Consider the following 23,615-nt stretch of genomic DNA (forward strand, 5'->3'; position numbering starts at 1 on the left):
GTAACAGTTTAATGCTGTTATCTTGTTCTAAAAAACGTTACTTTTCATCGGCGTTAATCTGAACCATATTCCACTGGAGCATCACCTGCAATGGCTGCCTATTTTTCTATTATTTTAGTTATCATCACCTCTATCACAGGCATCATTTGGTTAATCGATGCCCAAATTTTTGCGCCTAAACGCCGCGCGGCATTGACGTTATTGCAAGCTAAGAATGTGCCCTTAACCCATGATGCCATCAATAAACTGACTCGTGAGCCAATCTTGGTTGAAATGGCTCACGGGGTGTTCCCCGTTTTTGCTTTTGTACTGGTGTTACGCTCGTTTCTTTATGAGCCATTCCAAATTCCATCTGGCTCTATGATGCCGACCTTACTGGTGGATGATTTTATTTTGGTGGAAAAATTCAGCTACGGATTAAAAGATCCTGTATGGCGTACTCAGTTAGTTGAAACCGGCAAACCTCAGCGTGGCGACGCCATCGTCTTTAAGTATCCTGAAGATCCTAAAATGGACTACATAAAGCGGGTCATAGGACTTCCTGGTGATAAGGTTATCTACAACAATAAAGAGTTAGTGATAACGCCTGCTTGTAATAATAAAGAAAACTGCCCTGAAGCCATGGTCATAGATAGGGTGCAAGTTAATCGCGGCGAATTTAGCAAATCAGGAGTGCCGTTAATTCGCTTAAGGGAGCAGCTCGGTGATATTCAACACCATGTGTTAATCAACCCAGCTAGGCCTGAAGCCAGTTCGCACTACTTTAGGCAACCTGGTCTTAACACCGGCGAGTTTTTAGTCCCTCAAGGCATGTATTTCGCCATGGGCGACAACAGAGATGACAGCACAGACAGCCGTTTTTGGGGATTTGTCCCTGAAGAAAATCTAGTGGGTAAAGCCGTGGCTATTTGGGTGAGCTTTGAATACCAACATGGCGCTGATAGCTGGATCCCCGCCTGGATCCCCAGTGGAGTACGTTTTGAGCGAATTGGCGCGATTAGCTAAATAGCCGCTGGCAAGTCTTGTTAATCTGCCTAACGTTTATCGGGTTTGCCACTATCAAAAAAATTTCAAAAATCAGCTCAGCCATTATAAAACAATAACATAATGTGCCATTGTGACGAGGTGTAATAAGACGTAATAAAATTAATTTAAGCCTCTGCTAATGTTTGTAACGGAACATTAATTTGGAGAAATGACATGGAATTACGTTTAGAAAAAAAGCTTGGAGCTTTTACATCTACTGCACTCTTGTTACTCGCGTCTTCAATACCGCTCGCCAACGCTGCAACTTATCAACAGGCCACGCCCGCCAATGATGATGGGCAAGGCAACTTTGTTTTCTTTGATAGGCATCATGTCGATTGTGGCAATAATGGCCTCAGTTCACTTCATCTTTTGAGACCCACCTCAACTCAAATTGCTTTTGAGTATAGCTGTACTCAACTCAGTAATGCTGGCAGCACTGATGCGTATACACCTGCGAATGATGATGGCGCGGGCAATGTCATCTTCTTAGATCGCCACACTCTCAATTGTGAAGGGAAAGGCATGCAATTCATGCATTTGGAGAGAACCTCTGCCACCACAGTGCAATATCGATATAAGTGTAGTGATAAAGCCCTCAGTAATCTCAATGACTATTTCACACCAGCCAATGAGGACGGAGGAGGTAATGCTGTCTATCTCGATAGGCATTATGTCAGCTGTCCAAACAATGAAATACTCAGTTACCTGAGGCTTGAAAGGCCAAGCGGTAACACAATGCGCTATCACTATAAATGTGGTGCTTACAGTGAAGGTACTACATATGGATTCAAAGACGATTTCGCACCGGTTAATTGGAACATTTCAGGGGTAGCGACGTCGAACATGTCTGAATCGGCATTGACCGCCTCGGTGAATTACGGCGGAGGAGGTGTAACGGCTTCGAACACTATTGCTGCAAATGGAACCATTAACTTTGATTGGAACATGACAGTCAATTCCGCTGGTCAATATGGCGATGTCATCCGATACGTGATTAATGGCGTTAACTACAATCTCTCTACAGCAGGCAGTGCTTCAGGTTCTGCTCGAGGAATAAAAGTGAATGCTGGCGATGTGTTTGAACTCTTAACTTGGGGCACAACAAAGTCATCGAGTTATTATGCTTCGTTTAGCAATTTCAGCTTTACGCCAGACAATGTAAAAATTGCACCACAATGCGCTTTTTCTGGAGACAATCAGGGTCGTAATGATCCAGGCTTTACAGGACAAACCTTTGTTTATCACAACACCAGCTACGGTACCAATAGATTCATGTGGAATGGAGAGTCCAAAGGTGACGCACCGATTGGCACTAACTCTATCACTGATGCGGAAGGCAATGTCTTCACTATAGGTGCACAAGTGTCCCATCCCTACTCTGACTTATGGTATTACGAGATTTGTGCAAATACCCAAAACTGATAGTCTAATTAGTCGGCCCTGATCTGTTGGGTCGGCTTTTACCTTGCAAGACATTTGAAAGGTTAACTCGCAAAAGTTAACCTTTTGTTTAAGTTTTAGCATGCCGTTCCAAGACCTTGATTAAATCCTCAGATTCATTGGCAATAAACTTATAAGCACTTGATAACAAAAAGTAAGAGGAACCCTTGGGTTCAAACCCCCTTCCTTCGCCCAACAAAAAAGCCCTGCATTTATGCTCAGATTTTTCTTTTCATTTAGCTTTTGATGTGCGGGAGGGATAGCTTAGCTCTTCATAAAAAGGAACCCTTGGGTTCAAATCCACTCTTTCTTCAAGCAGTTCGCCCAACAAAAAAGCCTTATCATTTCTGATAAGGCTTTTTCGTTGAATGTGGCGGAGGGATAGGGATTTGAACCCTAGAAGGGCTATAAACCCTTGCCGGTTTTCAAGACCGGTGCATTCGACCACTCTGCCATCCCTCCGAACGGCGCAAATAATATAAGTAACCGGATGCGTTGTAAACCGTAATTTTAAAATTAATGCACAAGTGCTCAGCAAACAGCCAAAACGATGCATTTATCTGCTCTTATAGCCAGTATTGCGCCTTTTTAATAAAATTAGTGATTCGCCTCTGAAAATTTTCTTTATTAACCACCTTGAAGACTGCTTAGCAAAAACAGTATCAAATAAGCGACATAGCCAAGGTTTATGCTAAAATAGCGCTAATTATTTCAGATAAATGCCACTATGAATTCAACCTTACTCTCAACGACTTCAGAAACGACTCAGCTTATTCTCCCAACCGCACTTGCTGCGGCTAAGTTGGCGCCACAATATTCCTTGCCCAGCACCCTTAATACAAGTGTGGCACTTAGTGCAATTTTATTAGGCCAAGAGCGAGCCGTGAATGCCTTCAAGTTAATGACTAAGGTTGCAAACCAACATTTATTTGTGGCCGATTTCATTGGCGTTGACCGCAGCTTATTGATAGATGCCTTGATGACACAAAAGCCTGAGCCTATCACTCAGTATCTTGTGGCCTCTAAAGCGACTGATTACCCCACTGAAGTGCAATTTCGTTGGCAAAGCGCCCTTCCCCATGAACAAGTGGGCATAATGGCAAGCCAAGACACCTCGGCCTGCTATTTATCTGGGCCTATTCGCCGTGTCGATCTGTTAGGTAAAATGCTTAAGACGGATAAAAATAGCCAATATAAGGTGGGTGCCTTAGGCAAACATCATTATGTATTTATCTGCGCTGAATCATTGTGGAAACGTGAGGGCCTCTGGGAACTGCTTATGCAAATCCTTAGAGAAAAGCAGTATCGTATTGCTCATGACATCGCCCCCGTTCCGCTGAATTGTAAAATAGTATTGATAGGTTCAGGGCATTTCTATAGCCAACTCAGAGGCGAAGACAGGCAATTTATGGAGCACTTTCCTTTGCTTGCTGAGCTCAGTAATGAGCTGGATCTCACTAAATACACCGAAAGCCAATATTGCCAATATTTGATGGCCCTTGCCCAAAATCAAGCAGTCACCTTAGAGGCATCGAGTTTATTACCCCTGTTTTGGTATAGTGCCCGCCTGACAGAGCATCAACAGCGTCTGAGCCTGTCCATGCTGCAACTGTCTCAACTTATGGCTCAGGCCAAGGCCTATCGACCCAGTACGACTTCTGAGCTCACCAAAGGGCTCACAGCTCAATGTGTGGCTAGGGCATTAACTCAGCTTAAGTTTCGCCATGACAGCTCCGAGTTTTTCTCGGCGCAAAGTTTCGATGATAATTTTATCCATCTCCCCACCACAGGTGCGATGGTGGGTCAGATTAACGCTCTCACTGTTATTGATAGTGGTGATTACAGTTATGGAGAGCCTGCTAGGATCACCACCACAGTGCATTATGGTGACGGTGAAGTCGCTGACATAGAAAGAAAGTCAGAGCTTGGCGGCAACATTCACACTAAAGGTATGATGATCCTTTCTGCGTGCCTATACCGAATTTTTGGTCGCGACGCCCCGCTTCATCTTAATGCCAGCATAGTGTTCGAGCAGTCTTATCAAGAAATTGATGGCGATAGCGCTTCGCTCGCCGAATATTGCTGCTTAATGTCGGCCATCGCCGAGCAACCTATTATTCAATCTTTAGCCGTAACAGGCGCCTTAGATCAATTTGGCAATGTACAAGCCATTGGCGGTGTCAATGAAAAAATCGAAGGCTTCTTTGCGTTATGCCAACGTCGAGGCTTAACGGGCGAGCAAGGGGTCATCATCCCCAAGACCAATATATTACAACTCAATCTCGCCCCCGAAGTGATTAATGCGGTGCAAAAGGGGCAATTCCACATTTATGGCATCAGCCATATGGATGAAGCCGTTGAATTGTTAATGCAGGTCTATGCAGGTGTTGCCGATGAAGATAATGACTTCCCTGCCGAATCTCTCTATGGCTTGGTTCAGCAAAGGCTAGATAAAATGGCCGGACACGATGAGATCTCAATCGGGTTTTGGACTAAATTAATGTTGAAACTCAGACTTTCACAGTGATCGGAGTTGTTTAGCGTACACCTGTTCGCTATCTTGTGGTCACTTAGAATGCTATTAGTGGTTATGATTTAAATGGAAAAAGCGAACAGTTTCACCAAAGAACAACTTATTGCCTGCGGCCAAGGCGAGCTTTTAGGCGCTAATTCACCTAAATTACCTATCGATAACATGTTAATGGTCGATCGCATTGTCCGCATCAATGAAGACGGCGGGGCTTTTGGTAAGGGTGAAATTATCGCTGAACTCGATATTAACCCTACGCTGTGGTTCTTCGATTGTCACTTTAAAGGCGATCCAGTAATGCCTGGCTGCTTAGGCTTAGATGCCATGTGGCAACTTGTCGGTTTCTATCTTGGCTGGGAAGGCGCACAAGGCAAAGGACGTGCACTAGGTGTGGGTGAAGTTAAATTTACTGGTCAAGTATTGCCTGATGCTAAAAAAGTGACTTACAAGCTTAATATCAAACGCAAAATTCACCGTAAGCTCGTCATGGGCATTGCCGATGCCACCATGGAAGTCGATGGCCGTGAAATATACAGTGCAACGGATCTTAAAGTCGGTATTTTCAGTGACACCTCTACGTTTTAATCTGCTCGATTCGTTTATCACTGAATGATAACTCAAAAATAATGCCCTCATCATTGAGGGCATTTTTTGTACGCTATTAGACTGAATGTAACATTAGAGCCTTAATTCAATCTGCTTCTCGTTCATTGGATGAATATAAATAAGATAACTACTGTTTACTGCATTAAACATTAAGCCTGATTGAGGTGACGGCACGCGTCATCGATTAAATAAACCTGTCATTCGTCCATCAACCCCTTCTCGCCAGCCGCCTAACCATTGCGACTTAGAGTCCAAATTTGCGTAGGGACATAATTCCTTTGAGCGTCCTCCTACACCAGCCTGGAATCCTTTCGAAAAAGCCCTATCTAAACGATCTCGTTTTTGTCTTTTCATGCAAGCGTCCTCTTTTCTTTAAACCAAGAAGCAAAAGCGTCAGTTATAGAAATAGAACTTTTTTTAACCAAGATCAATCAAAAAAACACCCTAGATTGACAGATAATTATTAAGGTATTGATACAGTAGTTAAAAAAAATCGAGGAATAATTCCTCGATTTTTTAAACATCAACAGTTGAGACTATTTCTGGCTACGACGACGTAACCAAAGTAAAGGTAATGCGAATAACCAAGCGAAACTGGCCGCGCCCTTACGCTCATAATTGTTTTCGATCTCAGTTTTAGTTAGATCACAAACGACACCACTGGTCGTTGGCTTTAGCACCACCATACGTGGTAAATATGCTGTCACTGGATTGCCATTACCATCCAAAGCAAACAATGGTTGACCGTTAGTACCTAATATTACGTTACCCGTACTGTCTATTTGGTATTGTGGTTTACGCACAAAAGCAGTACCGACTATGGTGCCGTCTTCATTAATACTATTAGCTTCTACCACTTGAATATCAGTTTCATAACTTAGCGCACCACCAGAACCATCTGTGATGTTGACCTTATTACGTACCCAAGTATCATTAGCATCTTTTGTGTACCCTTGAGAATCACAAGTCAGTAAACTATTAAGGTTAGAAAACTCTTTTGTTGCAATGTCAAACAAAAAGCCAGCTTTAGGTCTTGGTTTATCTTTATCGAAGGTAGTTTCAATATGACCAACAACTTGACCTTTATTGTTAATATCTTTGGGCTTACTGCTTAAATCCGACAAACCCACTTTTAAATCATCAGGAGTAACGATACCCGCATCTGGATTTTTAGTGTCAAAATAGAAGAATTTATTACGGGGATAGCCTTGAATATATTGGCTATAGCTGCCCACAAGCAAGCCATTGTCATTGATATCATAGGCGATAGAGTTAAAGACCTCATTGGCCATTTTGACCCAAGAATATTGGTATGTGCCATTGCTGTCTTTAGTCCAGTAGGCCGCATCTGCATAGAGTGAATCTTGATTGCCATTACGGAACACATGTGAACGCCCAGCAACTGTTCCAGCCGTATTCACTCCAAGACCTTGTGCTGTGTACACTAAGGTCGAGCCTTCTGGTGGCGTTAACCCTAAAGGCAATTCAGTACCAGTGACATTATTAGCATCGTCCAACTGCCATACATAGGCACGAGTTTGATACTGCACATTACGAGTATTATTCACTGGGTATTGATTTGACTGCACACAAATATTGATAGGTGTAGGATTAACAGCTCCAGTGGCTAGCGCGGCGTCAATACAGGCATTAATTCTATCTGCACTGAAACTGGCAAGTGCTGTACTGGCATAACCCACAATAAGATTGTTTGGATTGATTGCAGCAGCGACAGAAATCCCGCCTAACTCAACACTTGTCTCAACGACATTGTCAGCTGCGTTAGCCGGACGAACATACGTCGTATAAGGAGGTAATAATGGCACTTGTGCGTCATTATTCACTGCCACTGCGCGTAATTCAAAGTCACGATAATACCAAAAATCTTGGTTAGTCAGATCACCAACATAAGTTTGTTTTTTCTCTACTCCACTATAAGAACCCACTTTAACGCCGGCATCATTGATGTCGTAAAAAAAACTATCGACTGAATTAATCGAAGTAGCATCTTGCTGACTTGGCTCAACTGAACCATTGATGCTTAAAAAATGCAGGTTCCAAGGTGAAACGGCATCATTTTCTTCTGCTGTAAAGGTGAAATTATTGGCAACGACAGGCTTGAAAATTGAGTATTCAATTTTTGCTTCCGGCGCTATGCCGTCTTCCACATCGACAATACCACCTTGAATATCTTCAACCGTCAGCTTCTTGGTGCCCTTGGCAATACCGACTAATTCGTTATTGGCATTCACCGCCATGGCATAACCGTTACGGGTATCAGTTAGGGTACCTTTGAGATCAAAATTCTCAATATTAACAATTTCATATACAGGTGCAGCTTGTGCACCACTTAATGCGCCTAAAACGCTTAATGCCACGATAGAAAGGGCTTTATCAAACTTTAACGTCATTAAAAAATTCCTGTTTTTAAAATAAATTACTTCAGCGATTCCAGCTCTTCCCATCGCTCGAAGCTGACTTCTAATTGTTGTTCTTTTGCGGCCAAGGCTTGCAGCACTGGCTCAATGTTATCTTGGCTCTGACTGTAAAAATTAGCATTTCCGATTTGAGCCTGAAGCGCTTCAATATCTTGTTCTAACGCTTCAAGTTGCTTAGGCAATTCATCTAATTCACGCTGCATCTTATACGACAGTTTCTTCGCTGAGACTTTAACTGGTGCAGGCTCTGCTTTTATCTGCACAGGTTTTGCCTGTGTTTCGACAACGCTTTGCCCTACAGGTTCCTCAGAATAAAATTTAGCGCCCTGAGACACCGCATCTTCATAACCACCCACATATTCATTCCAGTGGCCATTACCGGCAAACCACCAGCTACTGGTCACAGTATTATCGATAAAGGCCCTGTCATGGCTGACAATAAGTAAGGTGCCTTCAAAGTCAGTCAGCAAGGACTCTAACAACTCTAACGTCTCAATATCAAGATCGTTTGTCGGTTCATCGAGAATAATTAAGTTAGCAGGACGCAGTAATAAGCGCGCCAGTAATAGGCGGTTCTTCTCGCCACCTGACAAGGCTTTTACTGGGGTGCGAGCACGCATAGGTGAGAATAAGAAATCTTGTAAGTAACTTAAGATATGCCTATCTTGGCCATTAACTGTGACTGTACTCTTGCCTTCACCCACGTTTTCTTCAACGGTTTTTTCAGGATCTAACGCTTCACGATATTGATCGAAATACGCCACTTCAAGCTTAGTGCCGACTTTGATTTCTCCAGACTGAGGCTGAAGCTTTTCAATCAAGAGTTTTATCAAGGTGGACTTACCGCAGCCATTGGGTCCGATTAACGCGATACGGTCACCACGCACTACGGTAGTGCTGAAGTTTTTCACCAAGTTTTTGTCAGGCAGGTTGTAGTTGAGCATATTCACATCGAACACTAGCTTACCTGAACGCTCAGTGTCACTGACCGCCATTTTGGCATTGCCCATGCGATTCAATCGTTCGCTACGCTCAACCCGCAGGGCTTTTAACGCACGAACTCGGCCTTCATTGCGGGTACGACGGGCTTTGACGCCTTGGCGGATCCACACTTCTTCTTCGGCGAGCTTTTTATCAAAATGGGCATTTTTTTCCGCTTCAACACGGATCCACTCGGCTTTGCCTTCAAGGTACATCTGATAATTGCCCGGCCATGAGGTCACCACGCCGCGATCTAAATCGACAATGCGGGTCGCCATACGGGAAATAAAGCCCCTATCGTGACTGATAAACACGATAGCGCCTTTGTAGCTCAGTAAGAATTGCTCTAACCATTCAATGGTATCTATGTCTAAATGGTTGGTGGGCTCATCGAGCAGCAATAAGTGTGGTTCACTCACAAGTGCGCGAGCCAAGGCCACTTTACGTTGCCAACCGCCAGACAGTTCACTCAGAGGCTTATCTGGATCTAGACCTAATAATTCACAGTTTTGCTGAATGCGTGAGTCCAATAACCAACCATTATTATGATCCAGCACTTCTTGCAATTGCTGCATTTTATTGAGCATACGCTCCATCTGCTCAGGGGAGGCTTCTGCCACATCATGAGACAATTGATGATATTGCTCTAACGCTTCACCTATCTCCTGCAGACCCGCTGCAATGTAGGAATAAACAGAACCGGTTTCCGCCTTAGGAGGGTCTTGCTGTAAACGGGCAACAGTAACATCGCCTGCGATATTAAATTCACCGTCATCGAGCAACACGTCTTTTGACAAAACTTTCAATAAGCTCGACTTACCCGCACCATTGCGGCCAACAATACACACACGTTCACCCGCTTCTATGGTGAAATCGGCATTTTGCAGTAACGGGGTGTAACCATAGGCTAAAGAGCCATTATTAATACGAACCAGACTCAAGCTAAACTCCTAAAAAATCGTGTAATTGCGCGGCATCAAAAGGCCAAAAAAGCTCGCGTTCACCTTGAGCAAACACAGGAATACTTATCCCATAACGCTCGGCTAACGCTGGCTGTTCACAAATATCTATGTGATTAAAATCAACCCCTGCCGCTTCAACGAGCGCTTTTGCCAGTTCACACAGATGGCAGCCATCTGTGTGATAGAGGGTGTACTCGAGGGCTGGATCACTTGCCATGGGTCAACAACCACACGTTATGGATATGGGGATTGCGTTTATAATCCAGTGGCAAACAGAGTTCGTCAATATTGTTTACCGTCGCGCCCAAGGCAGTTAATGCCTCAATATCCATCTTAAACTTACGTTTGTTATTAGAAAATATCAGCTCACCTTTAGGGCTTAATAGCTTGATAAGTTTGCCTAATAACGCCACATGGTCACGCTGTACATCCCAGCTGTCTTCCATGCGTTTTGAATTGGAGAAGGTCGGTGGATCAATAAAAATAAGGTCAAATTGCTCGCGGCAATCATCAACCCACTGCAAACAATCGGCTTGCACAAACTCATGGTTTTTAAGATTAATACCGTTAAGCTCAAAGTTTTCTTTCGCCCAGCTGATATAGGTATTTGACATATCGACCGTGGTCACGCTTTTGGCGCCACCAAGGGCTGCATGTACAGATGCAGAGCCAGTATAAGAGAATAAGTTAAGTACCTTACGGCCTTTGGCTTTTTCGCCAACCAGCTTTCGTGTCACCCTGTGATCTAAAAACAGCCCAGTGTCTAAGTAACCTGTGAGGTTAAGCTTAAATTTAGCGCCGTATTCTTGGGTGATAATTTCAAGTTTTTTCTCAGCAAGCTTCTGGTATTGATTAGTGCCCTTTTGACGCTCACGGGTCTTTAGGGTGATTTTATCTGGGTGTATACCTAAGGCATTAGGCAGGGCTAACAGTACATCGCTTAAACGGCGCTTGGTAACCGCTTCAGGAATTGTCGCTGGCGCACTGTATTCTTGAATTACCACGTAATCCACGTACTTATCGATGGCAACATTGTATTCAGGTAAGTCAGCATCATATAAACGGTAGCTGTCGATGCCTTCTTTCTTGGCCCACTTACCTAATGTCTTAACGTTTTTCTTAATGCGGTTAGCAAATGCTGGCGCAATATCGGCGATGTCATCCACACCTTCTGGCAATACGGGGGCATCACGGCGGGTGCTGTTGGCATGCAAGGTATAAAGATTAAAGGCACATTCAAGCGCGCCGTTAAACATCTTCATCTGCTTGTCGGCTTTAAGCTTTAATGATGAAATTAGCTCAACGTCACTGCATAACATGGCGACTTTCCAGCCGCCAAAATCTTGCTTTAATTTGTCACCAAACTGATAGTAAAGTTGCAATAGTTCGGTAATGTTACCTAGACGCTCACCATAAGGTGGGTTTGAAATCATAAAGCCTGTTTCGCACGGCACTTTGACGTTTAACGCATCCATCTCGCTAAATTCAATCAACTCATCGACGCCTGCGTTCTCGGCGTTACGTTTAGCAAGGCTCACCATACGAGGGTCGATGTCTGAGCCATAGAATTTAACCTTACAACGAGTGCGGCCTAAACTGGCGCGGGCGTGAGCCTCTTCTAACACCTTATTCCACATAGTGGCATTGTGCTGGCGCCAGCTTTCAAAACCAAAGCGTTGACGTTTAAGCCCTGGGGCGATATCGCAAGCCATTAGCGCCGCTTCAATTAATACTGTGCCGCTACCGCAAAATGGATCGAGTAAATCCACTTGTTCAGCCTGCCAGCCACTTCGGACCAACATATTCGCCGCTAAATTCTCTTTAAGCGGTGCTTCACCTGTGGTGGAACGGTAGCCACGCTGATGTAGAGACGGGCCGGAGAAGTTTACCGATATAGTCAATTGACCATTGCGATAGTGGGCATCGACTCTAAACTCAGCATCGACACGCTCAACGTTCGGACGGGCATCGCCATCATCACGAAAACGGTCAACGACAGCATCTTTTATCTTCAAGGCGCCAAACTGAGTATTATTAATGAAGCCGCCAGTACCATGAAAATCGATACTGAAGGTTTTCTTATTGGAGAAATGCGACGGCCAGTCAATGCAATAGGCAGCGTTGTATAACTGCTCAGGAGATTCACAGGGACCTTTATAGATGACAACAACGATACGGCTCGCAAGGCGTGTCCACAGCGTAATGCGGTAGGCAAGTTCAAGAGAGGATGAGAAGTAAACGCCCGCCACACTCTCTTTCACATCGGTAGCGCCAAACTCGGTGAGTTCATTGGCTAAGCTATATTCGAAGCCCTTGGGGGCCGCAGCAAAAAAATTAAACATTAAAATTAAGTCGTCATCACAGGGAAAATCAAGCCCGCATTATATACTCAAATAGTGAGTTTCCCCAAACAACTAATCATTTGCGCCAATAAAGCTAAAAAGCGGCTAATTAGCCGCTTTTTATCGCATCGTCATTTATTGCCAAACTTATATTGCCAATTTTAGCTCGGACGATTAATTTCCATTAAGCGATTAACGATTGAGCTGACAGATAATGACACCCCATGGGCGAGTTTATCGCTGAGTTTTTTCTTGATTTGGTATTTAACCTTAATCACCCTGTGCTCTTTTGCCAAATTCAGCAGCACATCATCACTGGTGCTGATAGCATCAATTAAACCTAATTCTATCGCTTGCTGGCCATACCAATGCTCCCCCGTGGCAACTTTAGCGATATCCATCTCGGGCCGATATTGACCCACAAAAGATTTGAATAGCACGTGGGTTTCTTCAAGCTCTTGCTGGAACTTGTCCCTACCTTCTTGGGTATTTTGACCGAATAAGGTCAAAGTACGCTTAAAGTCACCGGCGGTATGTTGCTCATAATCGATATCATGCTTTTGCAGCAAACGGTGAAAATTGGGCAATTGTGCGACCACGCCAATGGAGCCCACAATAGCAAAGGGCGCGGCGTAAATTTTATTCGCAACACAGGCCATCATATAACCGCCGCTGGCAGCGACTTTATCGATACACACACTAAACTTGATATTGGCTTGACGCAGACGGTCCAGCTGACTGGCGGCTAAACCATAGCCGTGCACCATGCCGCCACCACTTTCTACATTGACGATAACCTCATCATCCGCTTCGGCTATGGTCAAAATCGCGGTAATTTCTTCTCGAAGCGAGCTGACTTCATTGGCATCGATACTGCCTTTAAAATCAATAACAAACACTGTTGCTTGTTTGACTTCATCTTGCTTCTCTTTCGCTTTTTCATCAGCTTTTAGTTGCTTTTCGTAGGCCTTAAACTGCTTTTTAGTCAGCAACTCTTGCTTAAGATCGTGCTTAAGCGCCGTCAGTTCTTCAGAAACATGGGTTAAGCTCAACTCGCCTTTATCTGATTTTTGCTTAATCGCGCTCATCAGCACCATGGTAATTACCGCCAGTACAGACAATAAAATCGTCACAGCCTTAGCTAAAAACAAACCGTATTCGTATAAAAATTCCAAAATTAACTCCAAAACAAGCACAGGGCGAAATTGCCCGCCATTCTAGCAGGCATTTACAGGAATAAAAAACCCAGCTCTCGCTGGGTTTTGTATCACTATGTAACTGGAATTAATTAGCGACCACAGGCAGCAATAACCTTAGTATCTGTCACAACTATGGTTGGTGCTCCCATGCCTGCTGACTGAGCAAAACCTGCTACCTGCTTCTGCATTTCTTTGGTAGCCTCAAACGCCATGCCATCTGTGGCAGAGCTTTCTTTGGGGTCCACTATTGAGCTGTGATGCCCTTTAGCGAAACGCACCGCACCTGAACCCTGAGTTGTTGAAGCAACACAGCCTAGATCTAATGAGCGGATAAAAGGCTCAGTGCCTGATAGCGGGAAACCTGCAACTGAATTAGGTAGGGTTTGATCAGGCTTATTGTCCGCGCCATCACCGACCACTTCAATCAAATGAACCGGTAAACCTAATGCCGCTAACTTAGCGCCATGGTTAACTGGGTCAACTGAGTCGACTGCTGTTTGAATCGCTAAGGCAAAGCCTGGGATAAAGCCTGCGTACACGGCTTGCACAAGGGCTGTATACTCAGGTGTACCTTCGAGATAACCTTCTATGTTTTTCTCAGCCACTAGTGCAATAAAGGTCGGATCCTTAGTCACGTTAGTAAATAACACTGGCGCAAAGCTTGCTGAACCTGCAAATGAACCCGCTAAGCCGCCAGTTGGCGCCACTAAAGACGCGGCATTTACCGCAAATGGATTGCCTAAATCAGCACCTGTTGTAGGATCTTTAAGCCCCGTACTGGCGTAAGTTGATAAGGTTGAACCGACTATGCCGCCAAGACTTAAGCCTTGAACACTGATTTTAGACACATCAAACACTTGTGGCTGACTCGCGGCTGCAAGTTGTTGTGCCATCCCGGTAAGTAATAGCCGCAAGCTTAAGTGATCAAGGGTTGCCTGACGGAAGTTATCACGCACCATCAATGAGCTAGCAATATTGATAAAATCTAAGATAGTGCCTTTGTTAAAGGCATCAGGTTTACCGACAACTTTGCCGTAATCCTCTAGCGTTGCAGTAACTTCATAGATACCATCACTATTAGCGTCAAACGAACGCTCACCGTGCAGTGGCATATCCATAGCGATAGTGGCAATACCCGCTGCCGCATACGTTCCGGCATAAGACAATGCCATTTCTTTGCCGCCGCCTAGACCATGTAAAGCCATGGTTGTAGGCCAACCATTGGTGGGCGGCACGAAGGTTTTACCTTCTCCCGCTAAAAAGGCCGCTAATTTAGGGCCGTTTGGCAGGGTAATTTGCAGCTTAATATTTTCATAACCCTTGATTGCAGGTATAGGGTTAAATTTGGTTAAATGCTTGGTCTTATCCGCAGCAGTACCGTCATTTAAGGTGAACGTTTTACCGACAAGTAGGGCTGGGTTAGTTTGCGCCGCAGCCGGGTCGACACCTTGGGCTATGGCTTGAGTAGCAAAATGTGCCGTGCTCATGGTTCCTGTTTGCACTGCCAATAACACTGAAAGCGGGCTATCACCTTGAGCTGACCAGCGGCTATTATTTAAGCGCTTTCGTTTTTCTTCAACTGAATTATTATCTAGCACACAGGATGCTGAAGAGCAATTACCATAGATAGGCACACGAATGGTGGCGGTATACAAGTCCGCCATATTAGCCATCACATAGCTTCTGTCAGTGGAGGGCGTCATCCCACGCGCTTGGGCAACGGTTATCCCCATAGGGGTCGGCGTCTGCACGAAAGAAGGCTTATAAGGCGCGCTGGACGCCATTAATAACTTAGTTGTCTCATACACATCGGCAACCGATTGCGTCGTAAACAGCCCTGAGTAAGTAATTTCACTGGCATCAACACCATGCTCGGCGGCCATGCCCTTTTCATAACTGTTCACTAAAGTTTGCAGTAAACGTTGACTGGGTGTTGCTAAGAAATTGGTTTCCATATCCAGCTTCAACAAGTTGTAAGTGGCTGACGCTTCGATGGCGCGATTCTTAGAATCTTGAATAAGCTTAGTGGTGGCGTAAATATAGGATTGTTTAGCCTTTAATGGCTTAAGTGGAATAATAGCGATTTTGCTGCCTGAACCCACAGAAATAAAATCAACCCCGTATTCAAGCTCTGCACCCACTTTACAGGCAGACACTGACGTTGCTGCTTTACATTCAGGATCGCCAGACAACACACCACCCACTGTGGCTTCAAATAAACGTACCGCACCCGCTTGGGCCACGGAAGCTTCATCCAGTGTTAGCTCTGTACCATCATGATCTTTAGCTAATTTAATATCAATAGAGATAGGTGATGTGGTAGACCAGCCATCCAGAGCACCCAACGCAATCTTAGGATTAACATAGTCGCCACCCGCTTCTACATTATTTGGCATATTGATGGTGCCATCACTGGTGCCGCTGAAGAGCAGATCATTAGGTAATGGTAATATTCGTTTCGCCGGGTCAGTGTTGCCCGGATCGAAATCAATGTACGAAACTGGGATTAACGGCACTGCCTTTTCAATTAATTCGTTTGTGCTATCTTCGCCACAGCCTGTGAGTCCAAGAGCAGATGCAATTGCAACACCCAAAATGAGTCTTTTCATCTTTTTTCCCCAAATCTTGTTGTAATAATTTGTTTTCCCCAAAAAAATGGTCACAATAGTCCAAACATATGACCATAAGGACTTATTTCTGTCCTTAACTCGTCTCAAGTTAACGTAAAATTATTGAGTTAGCTACAAATTTGTTACCTCAAAGTGGCTGGCTAGTTAACAATTATCAGTCAATTGTTTAAAACAATCGTTTACTTTAAGTGCGACTCTTGATTTGGCGGGCTTTGGCGCCCAGAGGAAGTATTCAATCATGTTGGATTATCGAGCTGGAAAAGATTTACTCATTAACAAAACGATCTTAGTGACAGGTGCTGGCGATGGCATAGGTAAAGCCGCTGCAATAGAATTTGCAAAATTTGGCGCGACCGTCATTTTGCTCGGCAAGACAGTCAAAAAACTTGAAAATGTCTACGACATTATTGTCAATGCTGGCTACCCTACTCCAGCCATAGTGCCACTGGATCTAAAAGGTGCCACTGAGCAACATTACAAAGACATGGCAGACACCATAGCCGAGCAATTTGGTCATTTAGATGGCTTATTGCACAATGCCAGTCAGCTAGGGGCCTTAGGGCCTTTTGAACATATCGATTTAACTTCACTTGAAGATATCATGAAGGTGAATGTTACGGCTCAAGTGTTACTAACCAAAGCCTTGTTACCTATCATGCGTAAAGCCCCCAGTGGCTCTATCATCTTTACCTCAAGCGGTGTTGGCCGCCAAGGAAAGGCCTACTGGGGACCCTATGCGTTTTCTAAATTTGCCACCGAAGGCATGATGCAAGTGCTTGCCCATGAGTGTGATGGCACCAGCATCAGAGTGAACAGCATAAATCCAGGTGCAACTCGCACCGAAATGCGTGCTAAAGCCTACCCAGGTGAAGATCCTATGAGCCTTAAAGCGGCTGAAGACATAATGCCAACTTACTTATTCCTCATGGGTGAAGATTCAGTGAATACCAATGGTGCTCAGTTAAACGCCCAATAACATTTATCAAGGGATATCGCGTTTACCTGAGTGTTGAGTGCTAGTTTTAGGACAAAAAATAGGGAGCCAAGGCTCCCTATTTTTATTTTTAATGTAAAGATTATTATTTTCAACACGGTTTAGTGCCGCTTAGTATCACTTTAGTACCGTTTTAGTACCGTTTTAGTACCGTTTTAGTACCGCAATTAAAAACTGACTTTATCTGCATTTTGTTCGATAAATTTCTCACCAATACCCGATACTTGAGTGAGTTCATCTAAACTATCAATTTTACCGTTATGTTCACGGTATTCGATAATCGCTTTCGCCTTCGCTAAACCAATTCCTTTTAGCTGCTGTAATTCATCAAGATCGGCTCGATTTATATTAACTCTATAACTGTCCATCGCATCCGGTGATGCACTGTTTTTAGCCTTTTGAATTTCTGCTTTAACCGCCTTGTCATGATCAAGTTTCACTTTTTCGGGGTTAGCTTTAGGTGTTTTCATTTCAGGTTCTGTGGCATGAAGCGGGTTCAGCAGTAATAAAGCCAGTAGTAGCGTGCTGAGCAGTGTCATCAACTGACGTACTTTGGCTGTCATTCTTGATAAGAAGGTCATAATGTATCTCCTTGTGTCCAGTGAAGATCCAGCCTGTCTCCTGTTCCTTGGCTGAATGTTAACTAACTTGCACGCTAAGTTAAACGTACCTTGGTTAGACATTAACCTTAGTAAAAAACTCTCAGAGTACCAAATTAACTTAAGTTCAATAGGTCAGCTAAAATTGGCTCTTGCTCGTTTCACTTACTCTCTCGTTTTACCCCTTGAAGATTATCACGAGCATTTTTGCTTGGCACTTGCTGGGAAAAACTTGAAAGACTTACGTCTTTTAATTGACTTAACAGACTCTGATGCAGCTGACTCAATTTAGGTTTATTCCCTTGATTAAACACTAAGGGCCGACAAAGACTCATGGCTTGATAACCTAAACGTGCAGTTAATAGCCCGCCACCAAGACCTTGGGCAACCCGTGCGGATAACTTACCTGCCATTTCAAGGGATAACACTTGAGTGCCTAAATCAGTAATCAACTCTGCACTGCCCGCATAAATGATGTTAGCCACTATGCTGCGCAATAACTTAATCCGGCTCCAATAACCTAATTCAATGGCATAAATTCGGGCAATTTCGGTGATCATTTTTTGATTACGCCATAAAATAATCGCCATATCCAAGGCCGCCAGCGGACTTGCCGCCAAGAGCAACGCCGCTTCGCCCGCATAACGACTGACCAACTTTTTGGCTTCACTATCCCTTTGACTCAAGACTAAGGTATCAAACAACATGAGCTTTTCAGCATCATTATGTTCTGGGTTTATGTGGGATAAGTATCCACGGCTAGCAGTGTCCTGCGGGTATCGACTCAAGAGTGGTTGAATAAATTTGTCCGCCTCACCAATTTGCATGCTTTGGGCTAAGCGCTTACCGGTTTCTTGGCTGCTAACCACTTGCCTAAGTTGTCCCAGTTTACGCCATTCACTGATAACACCTAGGCTTGCCACCATGATAACAACGACTAAGACTGTGGCATAAAACCCAAATAACCAAGGGCTTTGCTCGAAGGCTTGCCAGAGTCCAAGGCCAGTTTCCATAACAACGAAGCTGGTCAATGCCAATAGCAAGATTTTCACTGGCCAAGTAAATTTACTGCGAGACTTAAGCTTAGTGACCGGTTCATCCCTCAGCTCCCCCACACCCGCTATTAACGCCTTTTCGTCAACTTCTGTTGCTGTGCTGGCGTCATGACTGGAGCGAAAATCTTTGCTATCGAAGGCTTGGCTGCCTTTAACTCGGTAAGATTTCATCTGACTAGACCCAGGTAAGTTTCGTTCGCTGGAAGTCAACTCAGCTTGAGCATCTTTAGTCTCATCAGAAGTTTGCTCATCGAAGACTCGCTGCTGTTTTAATTTATTATTCGAAGGTTTATCTAACATAGTAGGGCCTGTTGAACTTTCAAGGTTGTTTTTGCAGCGAATTGTTGGCCAATGATACAAGGCAGAGGCTTTGCGGTGTAGTTATTCTACATAAAAAACCGATAACGCAGTAGAAATGACCAACAAACGCTGCCCAAAGGGTTCGGCTAAAACTGTTTTACTCTTTGTTAAGAGAATTTTGCTTAGATTACTAGGCTGCAATCCACTCGCCGCGATTAAAACGGTTTTATCTCGAACAAAATTCAACCGGCAAAGATCAACAGGCCCTAGGTTAACTTATCGGCAAGCAAGAATTGCAGTAAATGATCGAGGCGAATATGTTCAAATTGCGGCCCACTGCCATGCCGGTGACTGCCGGAGCTATCTTTAGGTTGGAAAGACAAGAAATCAAAGCCTTGCTCACGCCAAAAATCCGCATTGGGCAAATGATTAGGCACTTCGCCGGGAAAGACTGTCATCATTTTGCCTTGCGAGTTTCTGCCTTTAATCACTTCTTGGCTACCTTCAGGCGTGTTGACCATGCCATGTTCAGTCACCTTGATGGCGCTGATGGCCATGGTTTCGACATCACAGCCTTCAAAACTGGCAAAATGTTGGCTTTGTCTAAGCATTTCAGTTAATAACTGCAACACATGACCTTGCTGATCTCGGGTAACACGGTCAACTTGGCTGGCGGCAAATAATAACTTATCAATACGGGGCGCAAACAAACGCTTGATAAGGCTCGACTGACCGAAATGAAAGCTCTCCATGATTTGATTAAGTGCATGGCTCATATCATTAAATTGACCGTGCCCATGATTGAGTGCGTTTAAACAATCCACCAGCACTAATTGGCGATCAAAACTCGAAAAATAGTCCCGATAAAAGGGCTTCACGACTTTCGCCACGTATTCCCGATAACGAGCCTTAAGCACCTGATAGTGACTATTATCGGCGCTACTTTCTAAGCGTTTATGATCCGCCTCATCCAGTTCAAGCAAAGGGAAGAAAGCCAGTAGAGGGGTTGATTCGAATTCACCGGGTAACAACATGCGGCCAGGCTGGGCTAAGTAATAGCCTTGAACCCGTACAAGGTCGACTAATAGCGCCTGATAACTGGCGGCGAGCTGTTTTAGTTGCTGCTCATCGGCAATCTTGTCCAGCGATAATGACTTAAGTTGCTGGGAAAATGCATCATAAAGGGGCGAGGTCTTAAAACGCGCGGCTGTGGCTTTTTGAGATAAACACCAAGTGGCAAAGTCCATCCTCAGCATAGGTAAATCCAGTAACCATTCACCAGGGTAATCTATGATATCTACATACAAGGTCGCGGTATCGGTTAATTTGGCAACTAGGCCTTTCTCAGGGCGGTACTTGATTGCCAATCTAAGCTCGGTGATTTGCCGAGTGGAGGCAGGCCAGCTCACAGGGCTTGAGGTTAAAGCATCCATAGCGCCTTGATAATCAAAGCTTGCCACAGCCAAATCCGGCTGCATGGCACGCTTAACGCCTATCAAACGCCCTTCTCTGGCAACTTGCCATAAGGGCAAAGGTGAAGGGCTCGTTTTAGCATCACAGTGGAGTAATTGATTCACTAGGCCTGTGATAAACGCCGTTTTCCCAGCGCCGCTCAGGCCAGTCACCGCCAAACGTACATGCCTGTCAGTGCTGCGAAGCACTAAGGATTGGGTTGCTTGATTAAGCTTATTCAATGAGCGTTCTATCAATCCCAAGTCGTTGGCTTCCTTATTCTAAAGCTAAATTGTGCGGCTAGATTGACTGAGTCTATTTATATACTCAGTAGAGCGGTTATGTCGAGGTGCTGTACCTATTCTGTGTGGGTGTGCACTATTACGGCTTATTTATCATAGCAACAAGGGCGGTAAACCGCCCTTTGGATGATGCTACAGATTGTCTATTTGCCTTTTCAGATCGAAATTATCTGAAGTGACGTGACGCTCAAGTTGCTGCAAGCGTATTTCAAGCTTAGTAAACTGGCGATTAACATCGAAGAGCGCTTGTTTTGCAGGCTCACCTGCTTGCCAGACTTTCTTCTTCACTTCGATATCTTTATGATCGAACTTATCATCTAAGCTTTTAGGCTTTTCATCTAAGATCATCCAAAGGGCAATATAGATAACAAATACAAACCCTGTGCCGCCCAATAAAAATATCGATACCGCTAATACTCTTACCAACCAAGTCTCGAAATTAAAGTATTCCGCGATACCCGCACAGACCCCAGCAATTTTACCCGCCTTGGCGTTACGGTATAAAGTACGGCCATTAGAGGTGTTCATGCTTTGCCCTCCATTCTGGTGATTGAGAATCTAATATTGCCTCCAGAGTCTCAATGCGACTGCCCATTTTCTCGGCTTTTCCTATGAGATCATTGAGCTGACTGAACTCTTCTTCGGTGAGCCCTTGGCTCACCTGCCGCTTGCTGCGGTAATGAAGTACCAGCCAAATGGGAGCAACAATGACCAAAAAGAGAATAATTGGTGCAATTAATATATCCATGTCCATAACCTACCTCGAGTAATTAGGCTTTTGTTTTCGGCTGAGCCTTAGCTTTTACCTTGGCCTTTAATGCTGCTAATTCGTCACTGACTGAGTCTTCTGCTGCTAAGGCGGCAAATTCATCCGCTAAGCTGTTTTTCTTACCCATATCATAAGATTCAACTTGCGCTTCAATGCCTTCTACGCGGCGTTCATACTGCTCAAACTTCATCATAGCGTCATCTATCTTGCTTGAATCTAACTGTTTTTTCACTTCTAAACGTGAGGTTGCAGTCTGCTTACGCATGATAATGGTCTTTTGACGTGCTCTTGCATCATTCAGTTTTTCTTGCAGTTGAGCAACTTCATCTTTCAAGCGCGTTATGTGCTCTTCAACAACTTGTAACTCAAGCTCCAAAGTACTCAGTAAGGTGCCTGTTTTTTGCTTTTCAATCAAGGCTGCTTTAGCTAAATCTTCCCTGTCTTTTGATAGGGCGAGTTCTGCTTTATCTTGCCAATCTTGTACTTGTTCCTGCACACGGGCAACGCGTCTTAATAGCTCTTTCTTTTCTGCTAAAACCTTGGCAGAGGTTGAACGGACTTCAACTAAGGTGTCCTCCATCTCTTGGATGATAAGGCGCACCATTTTTTCAGGGTCTTCAGCTTTATCCAATAAAGCACTGATGTTGGAGTTAACTATGTCTGCAAAGCGAGAGAAAATTCCCATAATTTGTTCCTCAATTGAACGTTAATGTCGAAGTTCATAATACACATAGCGTGCCAACTTTTGATAAATGATATTTTTCATATAGTTAGATTAAATTTAAGTTTTTCTTTCTTTTTAAACCTCAGGCAACTATTATGATTTTCACCAATAATTAGCGTAAAAGACTAACCAATATCGTGGCAAATTCATACCAACAAGATAACCTTATCGGTCAATCCAATGCGCTGTTAGAAGTATTAGAGCACGTTTCTAAGATAGCGCCCCTTTCCAAGCCTGTGTTGATCATAGGCGAGCGGGGTACTGGTAAAGAGCTTATCGCCGAGCGCCTACACTACTTATCCCCCCGCTGGGATCAAGCTTTTATTAAACTCAATTGTTCATCTTTGAGTGAAAACTTATTAGAAAGTGAACTCTTTGGCCATGACTCAGGGGCATTTACTGGGGCTAAGGGTAAGCACGAAGGCCGTTTCGAGCGCGCCGATGGCGGCACTCTCTTCTTAGATGAGCTGGCAAACACTTCAGGGCTTATTCAAGAGAAGCTGCTTAGAGTGATTGAATACGGTGAGTTCGAGCGTGTGGGTGGCAGTAAAACAGTGCAAACCGATGTTCGATTAATTTGTGCGGCTAACGAAGATTTACCCACACTAGCTGAACAAGGTGAGTTTCGTGCCGATTTGCTCGATAGACTGGCATTCGATGTGATAACCCTGCCGCCACTGCGTTGTCGCACCGAAGATATCATGCCTCTGGCAGAGCACTTTGCGGTCAGTATGGCCAGACAATTAGGCTTAGATTTTTTCCCAGGCTTTAGCCCCATCGCCGTCGAACAATTGATGATGCACACCTGGCCGGGTAATATTCGTGAGCTTAAAAATGCGGTTGAACGCAGCGTCTATCGTAGCGGCCAAGAAGAGGCCATAGATGAAATCATTGTCGATCCCTTCGCTTCTCCCTATCGCCCCACTAACAGAGTAAAAACCTTAAGTCGTCAACAGGTTCAACCCCAAGCGTTAAGTACAACGCCCAATTCAGCTCACGCTATCACTGCTGAAACAAACAGCCAAACTTCCGAGCCTACCTTGGAGATGCCATTATTTCGAGAGGCAGCGTTAAACTTCCCCATTAGCTTTAAGGAACATACAGAGCAGTTTGAGGTTGATTTAATTAATCAAGCCCTTAGCGAGAGCCAATTTAACCAGAAGAAAACCGCCGATCTGCTGGGCCTTAGCTACCATCAACTCAGGGGGATCTTAAAGAAATACAATTTATTGGATAAGGCATAATCTTGATGATAAAAGATGC

The 23,615-nt window shown here is 44.3% G+C and carries 19 protein-coding genes and 1 tRNA gene; 6 read left to right on the plus strand and 14 right to left on the minus strand.

What is annotated here, in order from left to right; translation table 11 throughout:
- The first annotated feature begins 90 nt into the window (after positions 1 to 90).
- Positions 91 to 1,005, plus strand: coding sequence for a signal peptidase I (gene lepB, locus SDEN_RS12765; RefSeq protein ID WP_011496893.1), 915 nt, complete (start codon positions 91 to 93; stop codon positions 1,003 to 1,005).
- 195 nt (positions 1,006 to 1,200) lie between these two features.
- Positions 1,201 to 2,451, plus strand: a complete 1,251-nt coding sequence (locus tag SDEN_RS12770; RefSeq protein ID WP_011496894.1) for a hypothetical protein — start codon at positions 1,201 to 1,203, stop codon at positions 2,449 to 2,451.
- Positions 2,452 to 2,840: 389 nt separating this feature from the next.
- On the opposite strand, the gene SDEN_RS12775 is transcribed toward SDEN_RS12770, so the two are convergent.
- Positions 2,841 to 2,931 (minus strand) — tRNA-Ser (locus SDEN_RS12775).
- A 265-nt stretch (positions 2,932 to 3,196) separates the two neighbouring features.
- On the opposite strand from SDEN_RS12775, the gene SDEN_RS12780 reads away from it, so the two are divergent.
- The gene (locus SDEN_RS12780; protein WP_011496895.1) at positions 3,197 to 4,996 is read left to right on the plus strand and encodes an AAA family ATPase; all 1,800 of its coding nucleotides are present in this window, start codon (positions 3,197 to 3,199) and stop codon (positions 4,994 to 4,996) included.
- Positions 4,997 to 5,068: 72 nt separating this feature from the next.
- Complete coding sequence (gene fabA / locus SDEN_RS12785; protein ID WP_011496896.1) at positions 5,069 to 5,584, plus strand: bifunctional 3-hydroxydecanoyl-ACP dehydratase/trans-2-decenoyl-ACP isomerase; 516 nt, start codon at positions 5,069 to 5,071, stop codon at positions 5,582 to 5,584.
- A gap of 198 nt (positions 5,585 to 5,782) precedes the next feature.
- On the opposite strand, the gene rmf is transcribed toward fabA, so the two are convergent.
- From rmf to SDEN_RS12815, 7 genes are all read right to left on the minus strand, one after another.
- Positions 5,783 to 5,959, minus strand: coding sequence for a ribosome modulation factor (rmf, locus tag SDEN_RS20275; RefSeq protein ID WP_011496897.1), 177 nt, complete (start codon positions 5,957 to 5,959; stop codon positions 5,783 to 5,785).
- Between the two features lie 182 nt (positions 5,960 to 6,141).
- Positions 6,142 to 8,016, minus strand: coding sequence for a DUF3466 family protein (locus tag SDEN_RS12790; RefSeq protein ID WP_011496898.1), 1,875 nt, complete (start codon positions 8,014 to 8,016; stop codon positions 6,142 to 6,144).
- 26 nt (positions 8,017 to 8,042) lie between these two features.
- The gene (locus SDEN_RS12795; RefSeq protein WP_011496899.1) at positions 8,043 to 9,965 is read right to left on the minus strand and encodes an ABC transporter ATP-binding protein; all 1,923 of its coding nucleotides are present in this window, start codon (positions 9,963 to 9,965) and stop codon (positions 8,043 to 8,045) included.
- A gap of 1 nt (position 9,966) precedes the next feature.
- The gene (locus SDEN_RS12800) at positions 9,967 to 10,203 is read right to left on the minus strand and encodes a glutaredoxin family protein (protein WP_011496900.1); all 237 of its coding nucleotides are present in this window, start codon (positions 10,201 to 10,203) and stop codon (positions 9,967 to 9,969) included.
- Positions 10,193 to 12,328: a bifunctional 23S rRNA (guanine(2069)-N(7))-methyltransferase RlmK/23S rRNA (guanine(2445)-N(2))-methyltransferase RlmL gene (gene rlmKL / locus SDEN_RS12805; RefSeq protein ID WP_011496901.1), complete on the minus strand. Its 2,136-nt coding sequence runs from the start codon at positions 12,326 to 12,328 to the stop codon at positions 10,193 to 10,195. Before rlmKL ends, SDEN_RS12800 begins: the two co-directional genes overlap by 11 nt.
- A gap of 161 nt (positions 12,329 to 12,489) precedes the next feature.
- Complete coding sequence (sohB, locus tag SDEN_RS12810; RefSeq protein WP_011496902.1) at positions 12,490 to 13,503, minus strand: protease SohB; 1,014 nt, start codon at positions 13,501 to 13,503, stop codon at positions 12,490 to 12,492.
- A gap of 113 nt (positions 13,504 to 13,616) precedes the next feature.
- On the minus strand, positions 13,617 to 16,136 hold the full coding sequence (locus SDEN_RS12815; RefSeq protein ID WP_011496903.1) for a VolA/Pla-1 family phospholipase: 2,520 nt from the start codon (positions 16,134 to 16,136) through the stop codon (positions 13,617 to 13,619).
- Positions 16,137 to 16,395: 259 nt separating this feature from the next.
- On the opposite strand from SDEN_RS12815, the gene SDEN_RS12820 reads away from it, so the two are divergent.
- Positions 16,396 to 17,133 (plus strand): YciK family oxidoreductase, encoded by a 738-nt coding sequence (locus SDEN_RS12820; RefSeq protein WP_011496904.1) that lies wholly within the window; start codon positions 16,396 to 16,398, stop codon positions 17,131 to 17,133.
- A gap of 185 nt (positions 17,134 to 17,318) precedes the next feature.
- Here SDEN_RS12820 and SDEN_RS12825 read toward each other — a convergent pair whose 3' ends face one another.
- The 6 genes from SDEN_RS12825 to pspA form a co-directional block, all read right to left on the minus strand.
- Positions 17,319 to 17,732, minus strand: coding sequence for a ComEA family DNA-binding protein (locus SDEN_RS12825; RefSeq protein WP_011496905.1), 414 nt, complete (start codon positions 17,730 to 17,732; stop codon positions 17,319 to 17,321).
- Between the two features lie 179 nt (positions 17,733 to 17,911).
- Positions 17,912 to 19,105 carry a TIGR01620 family protein gene (locus SDEN_RS12830; protein ID WP_011496906.1) on the minus strand — a complete coding sequence of 398 codons (1,194 nt, stop codon included), beginning with the start codon at positions 19,103 to 19,105 and terminating at the stop codon, positions 17,912 to 17,914.
- Positions 19,106 to 19,371: 266 nt separating this feature from the next.
- Positions 19,372 to 20,820 (minus strand): YcjX family protein, encoded by a 1,449-nt coding sequence (locus SDEN_RS12835; protein ID WP_011496908.1) that lies wholly within the window; start codon positions 20,818 to 20,820, stop codon positions 19,372 to 19,374.
- Between the two features lie 171 nt (positions 20,821 to 20,991).
- Positions 20,992 to 21,387, minus strand: coding sequence for an envelope stress response membrane protein PspC (gene pspC, locus SDEN_RS12840; RefSeq protein ID WP_011496909.1), 396 nt, complete (start codon positions 21,385 to 21,387; stop codon positions 20,992 to 20,994).
- A complete protein-coding gene (gene pspB, locus SDEN_RS12845; protein ID WP_011496910.1) occupies positions 21,374 to 21,613 on the minus strand; it encodes an envelope stress response membrane protein PspB in 240 nt (79 codons plus the stop codon). Before pspB ends, pspC begins: the two co-directional genes overlap by 14 nt.
- A gap of 16 nt (positions 21,614 to 21,629) precedes the next feature.
- The gene (pspA, locus tag SDEN_RS12850; protein ID WP_011496911.1) at positions 21,630 to 22,313 is read right to left on the minus strand and encodes a phage shock protein PspA; all 684 of its coding nucleotides are present in this window, start codon (positions 22,311 to 22,313) and stop codon (positions 21,630 to 21,632) included.
- Positions 22,314 to 22,489: 176 nt separating this feature from the next.
- On the opposite strand from pspA, the gene pspF reads away from it, so the two are divergent.
- On the plus strand, positions 22,490 to 23,596 hold the full coding sequence (pspF, locus tag SDEN_RS12855; RefSeq protein ID WP_011496912.1) for a phage shock protein operon transcriptional activator: 1,107 nt from the start codon (positions 22,490 to 22,492) through the stop codon (positions 23,594 to 23,596).
- The last annotated feature ends 19 nt before the right edge of the window (positions 23,597 to 23,615 follow it).

Origin of the sequence: Shewanella denitrificans OS217, assembly GCF_000013765.1 — a bacterium.
GTDB classification, from domain to species: Bacteria; Pseudomonadota; Gammaproteobacteria; order Enterobacterales; family Shewanellaceae; genus Shewanella; species Shewanella denitrificans.

What these genes read in the sequence shown, in the direction of transcription:
- SDEN_RS12815 (WP_011496903.1), bottom strand. Translation starts at nt 16,136, where the DNA reads ATGAAAAGACTCATTTTGGGTGTTGCAATTGCATCTGCTCTTGGACTC.
- SDEN_RS12770 (WP_011496894.1), top strand. Translation starts at nt 1,201, where the DNA reads ATGGAATTACGTTTAGAAAAAAAGCTTGGAGCTTTTACATCTACTGCA.
- lepB (WP_011496893.1), top strand. Translation starts at nt 91, where the DNA reads ATGGCTGCCTATTTTTCTATTATTTTAGTTATCATCACCTCTATCACA.
- SDEN_RS12825 (WP_011496905.1), bottom strand. Translation starts at nt 17,732, where the DNA reads ATGACCTTCTTATCAAGAATGACAGCCAAAGTACGTCAGTTGATGACA.
- pspB (WP_011496910.1), bottom strand. Translation starts at nt 21,613, where the DNA reads ATGGACATGGATATATTAATTGCACCAATTATTCTCTTTTTGGTCATT.
- SDEN_RS12790 (WP_011496898.1), bottom strand. Translation starts at nt 8,016, where the DNA reads ATGACGTTAAAGTTTGATAAAGCCCTTTCTATCGTGGCATTAAGCGTT.
- rlmKL (WP_011496901.1), bottom strand. Translation starts at nt 12,328, where the DNA reads ATGTTTAATTTTTTTGCTGCGGCCCCCAAGGGCTTCGAATATAGCTTA.
- SDEN_RS12800 (WP_011496900.1), bottom strand. Translation starts at nt 10,203, where the DNA reads ATGGCAAGTGATCCAGCCCTCGAGTACACCCTCTATCACACAGATGGC.
- pspC (WP_011496909.1), bottom strand. Translation starts at nt 21,387, where the DNA reads ATGAACACCTCTAATGGCCGTACTTTATACCGTAACGCCAAGGCGGGT.
- fabA (WP_011496896.1), top strand. Translation starts at nt 5,069, where the DNA reads ATGGAAAAAGCGAACAGTTTCACCAAAGAACAACTTATTGCCTGCGGC.
- SDEN_RS12780 (WP_011496895.1), top strand. Translation starts at nt 3,197, where the DNA reads ATGAATTCAACCTTACTCTCAACGACTTCAGAAACGACTCAGCTTATT.
- pspA (WP_011496911.1), bottom strand. Translation starts at nt 22,313, where the DNA reads ATGGGAATTTTCTCTCGCTTTGCAGACATAGTTAACTCCAACATCAGT.
- SDEN_RS12830 (WP_011496906.1), bottom strand. Translation starts at nt 19,105, where the DNA reads ATGTTAGATAAACCTTCGAATAATAAATTAAAACAGCAGCGAGTCTTC.
- SDEN_RS12820 (WP_011496904.1), top strand. Translation starts at nt 16,396, where the DNA reads ATGTTGGATTATCGAGCTGGAAAAGATTTACTCATTAACAAAACGATC.
- rmf (WP_011496897.1), bottom strand. Translation starts at nt 5,959, where the DNA reads ATGAAAAGACAAAAACGAGATCGTTTAGATAGGGCTTTTTCGAAAGGA.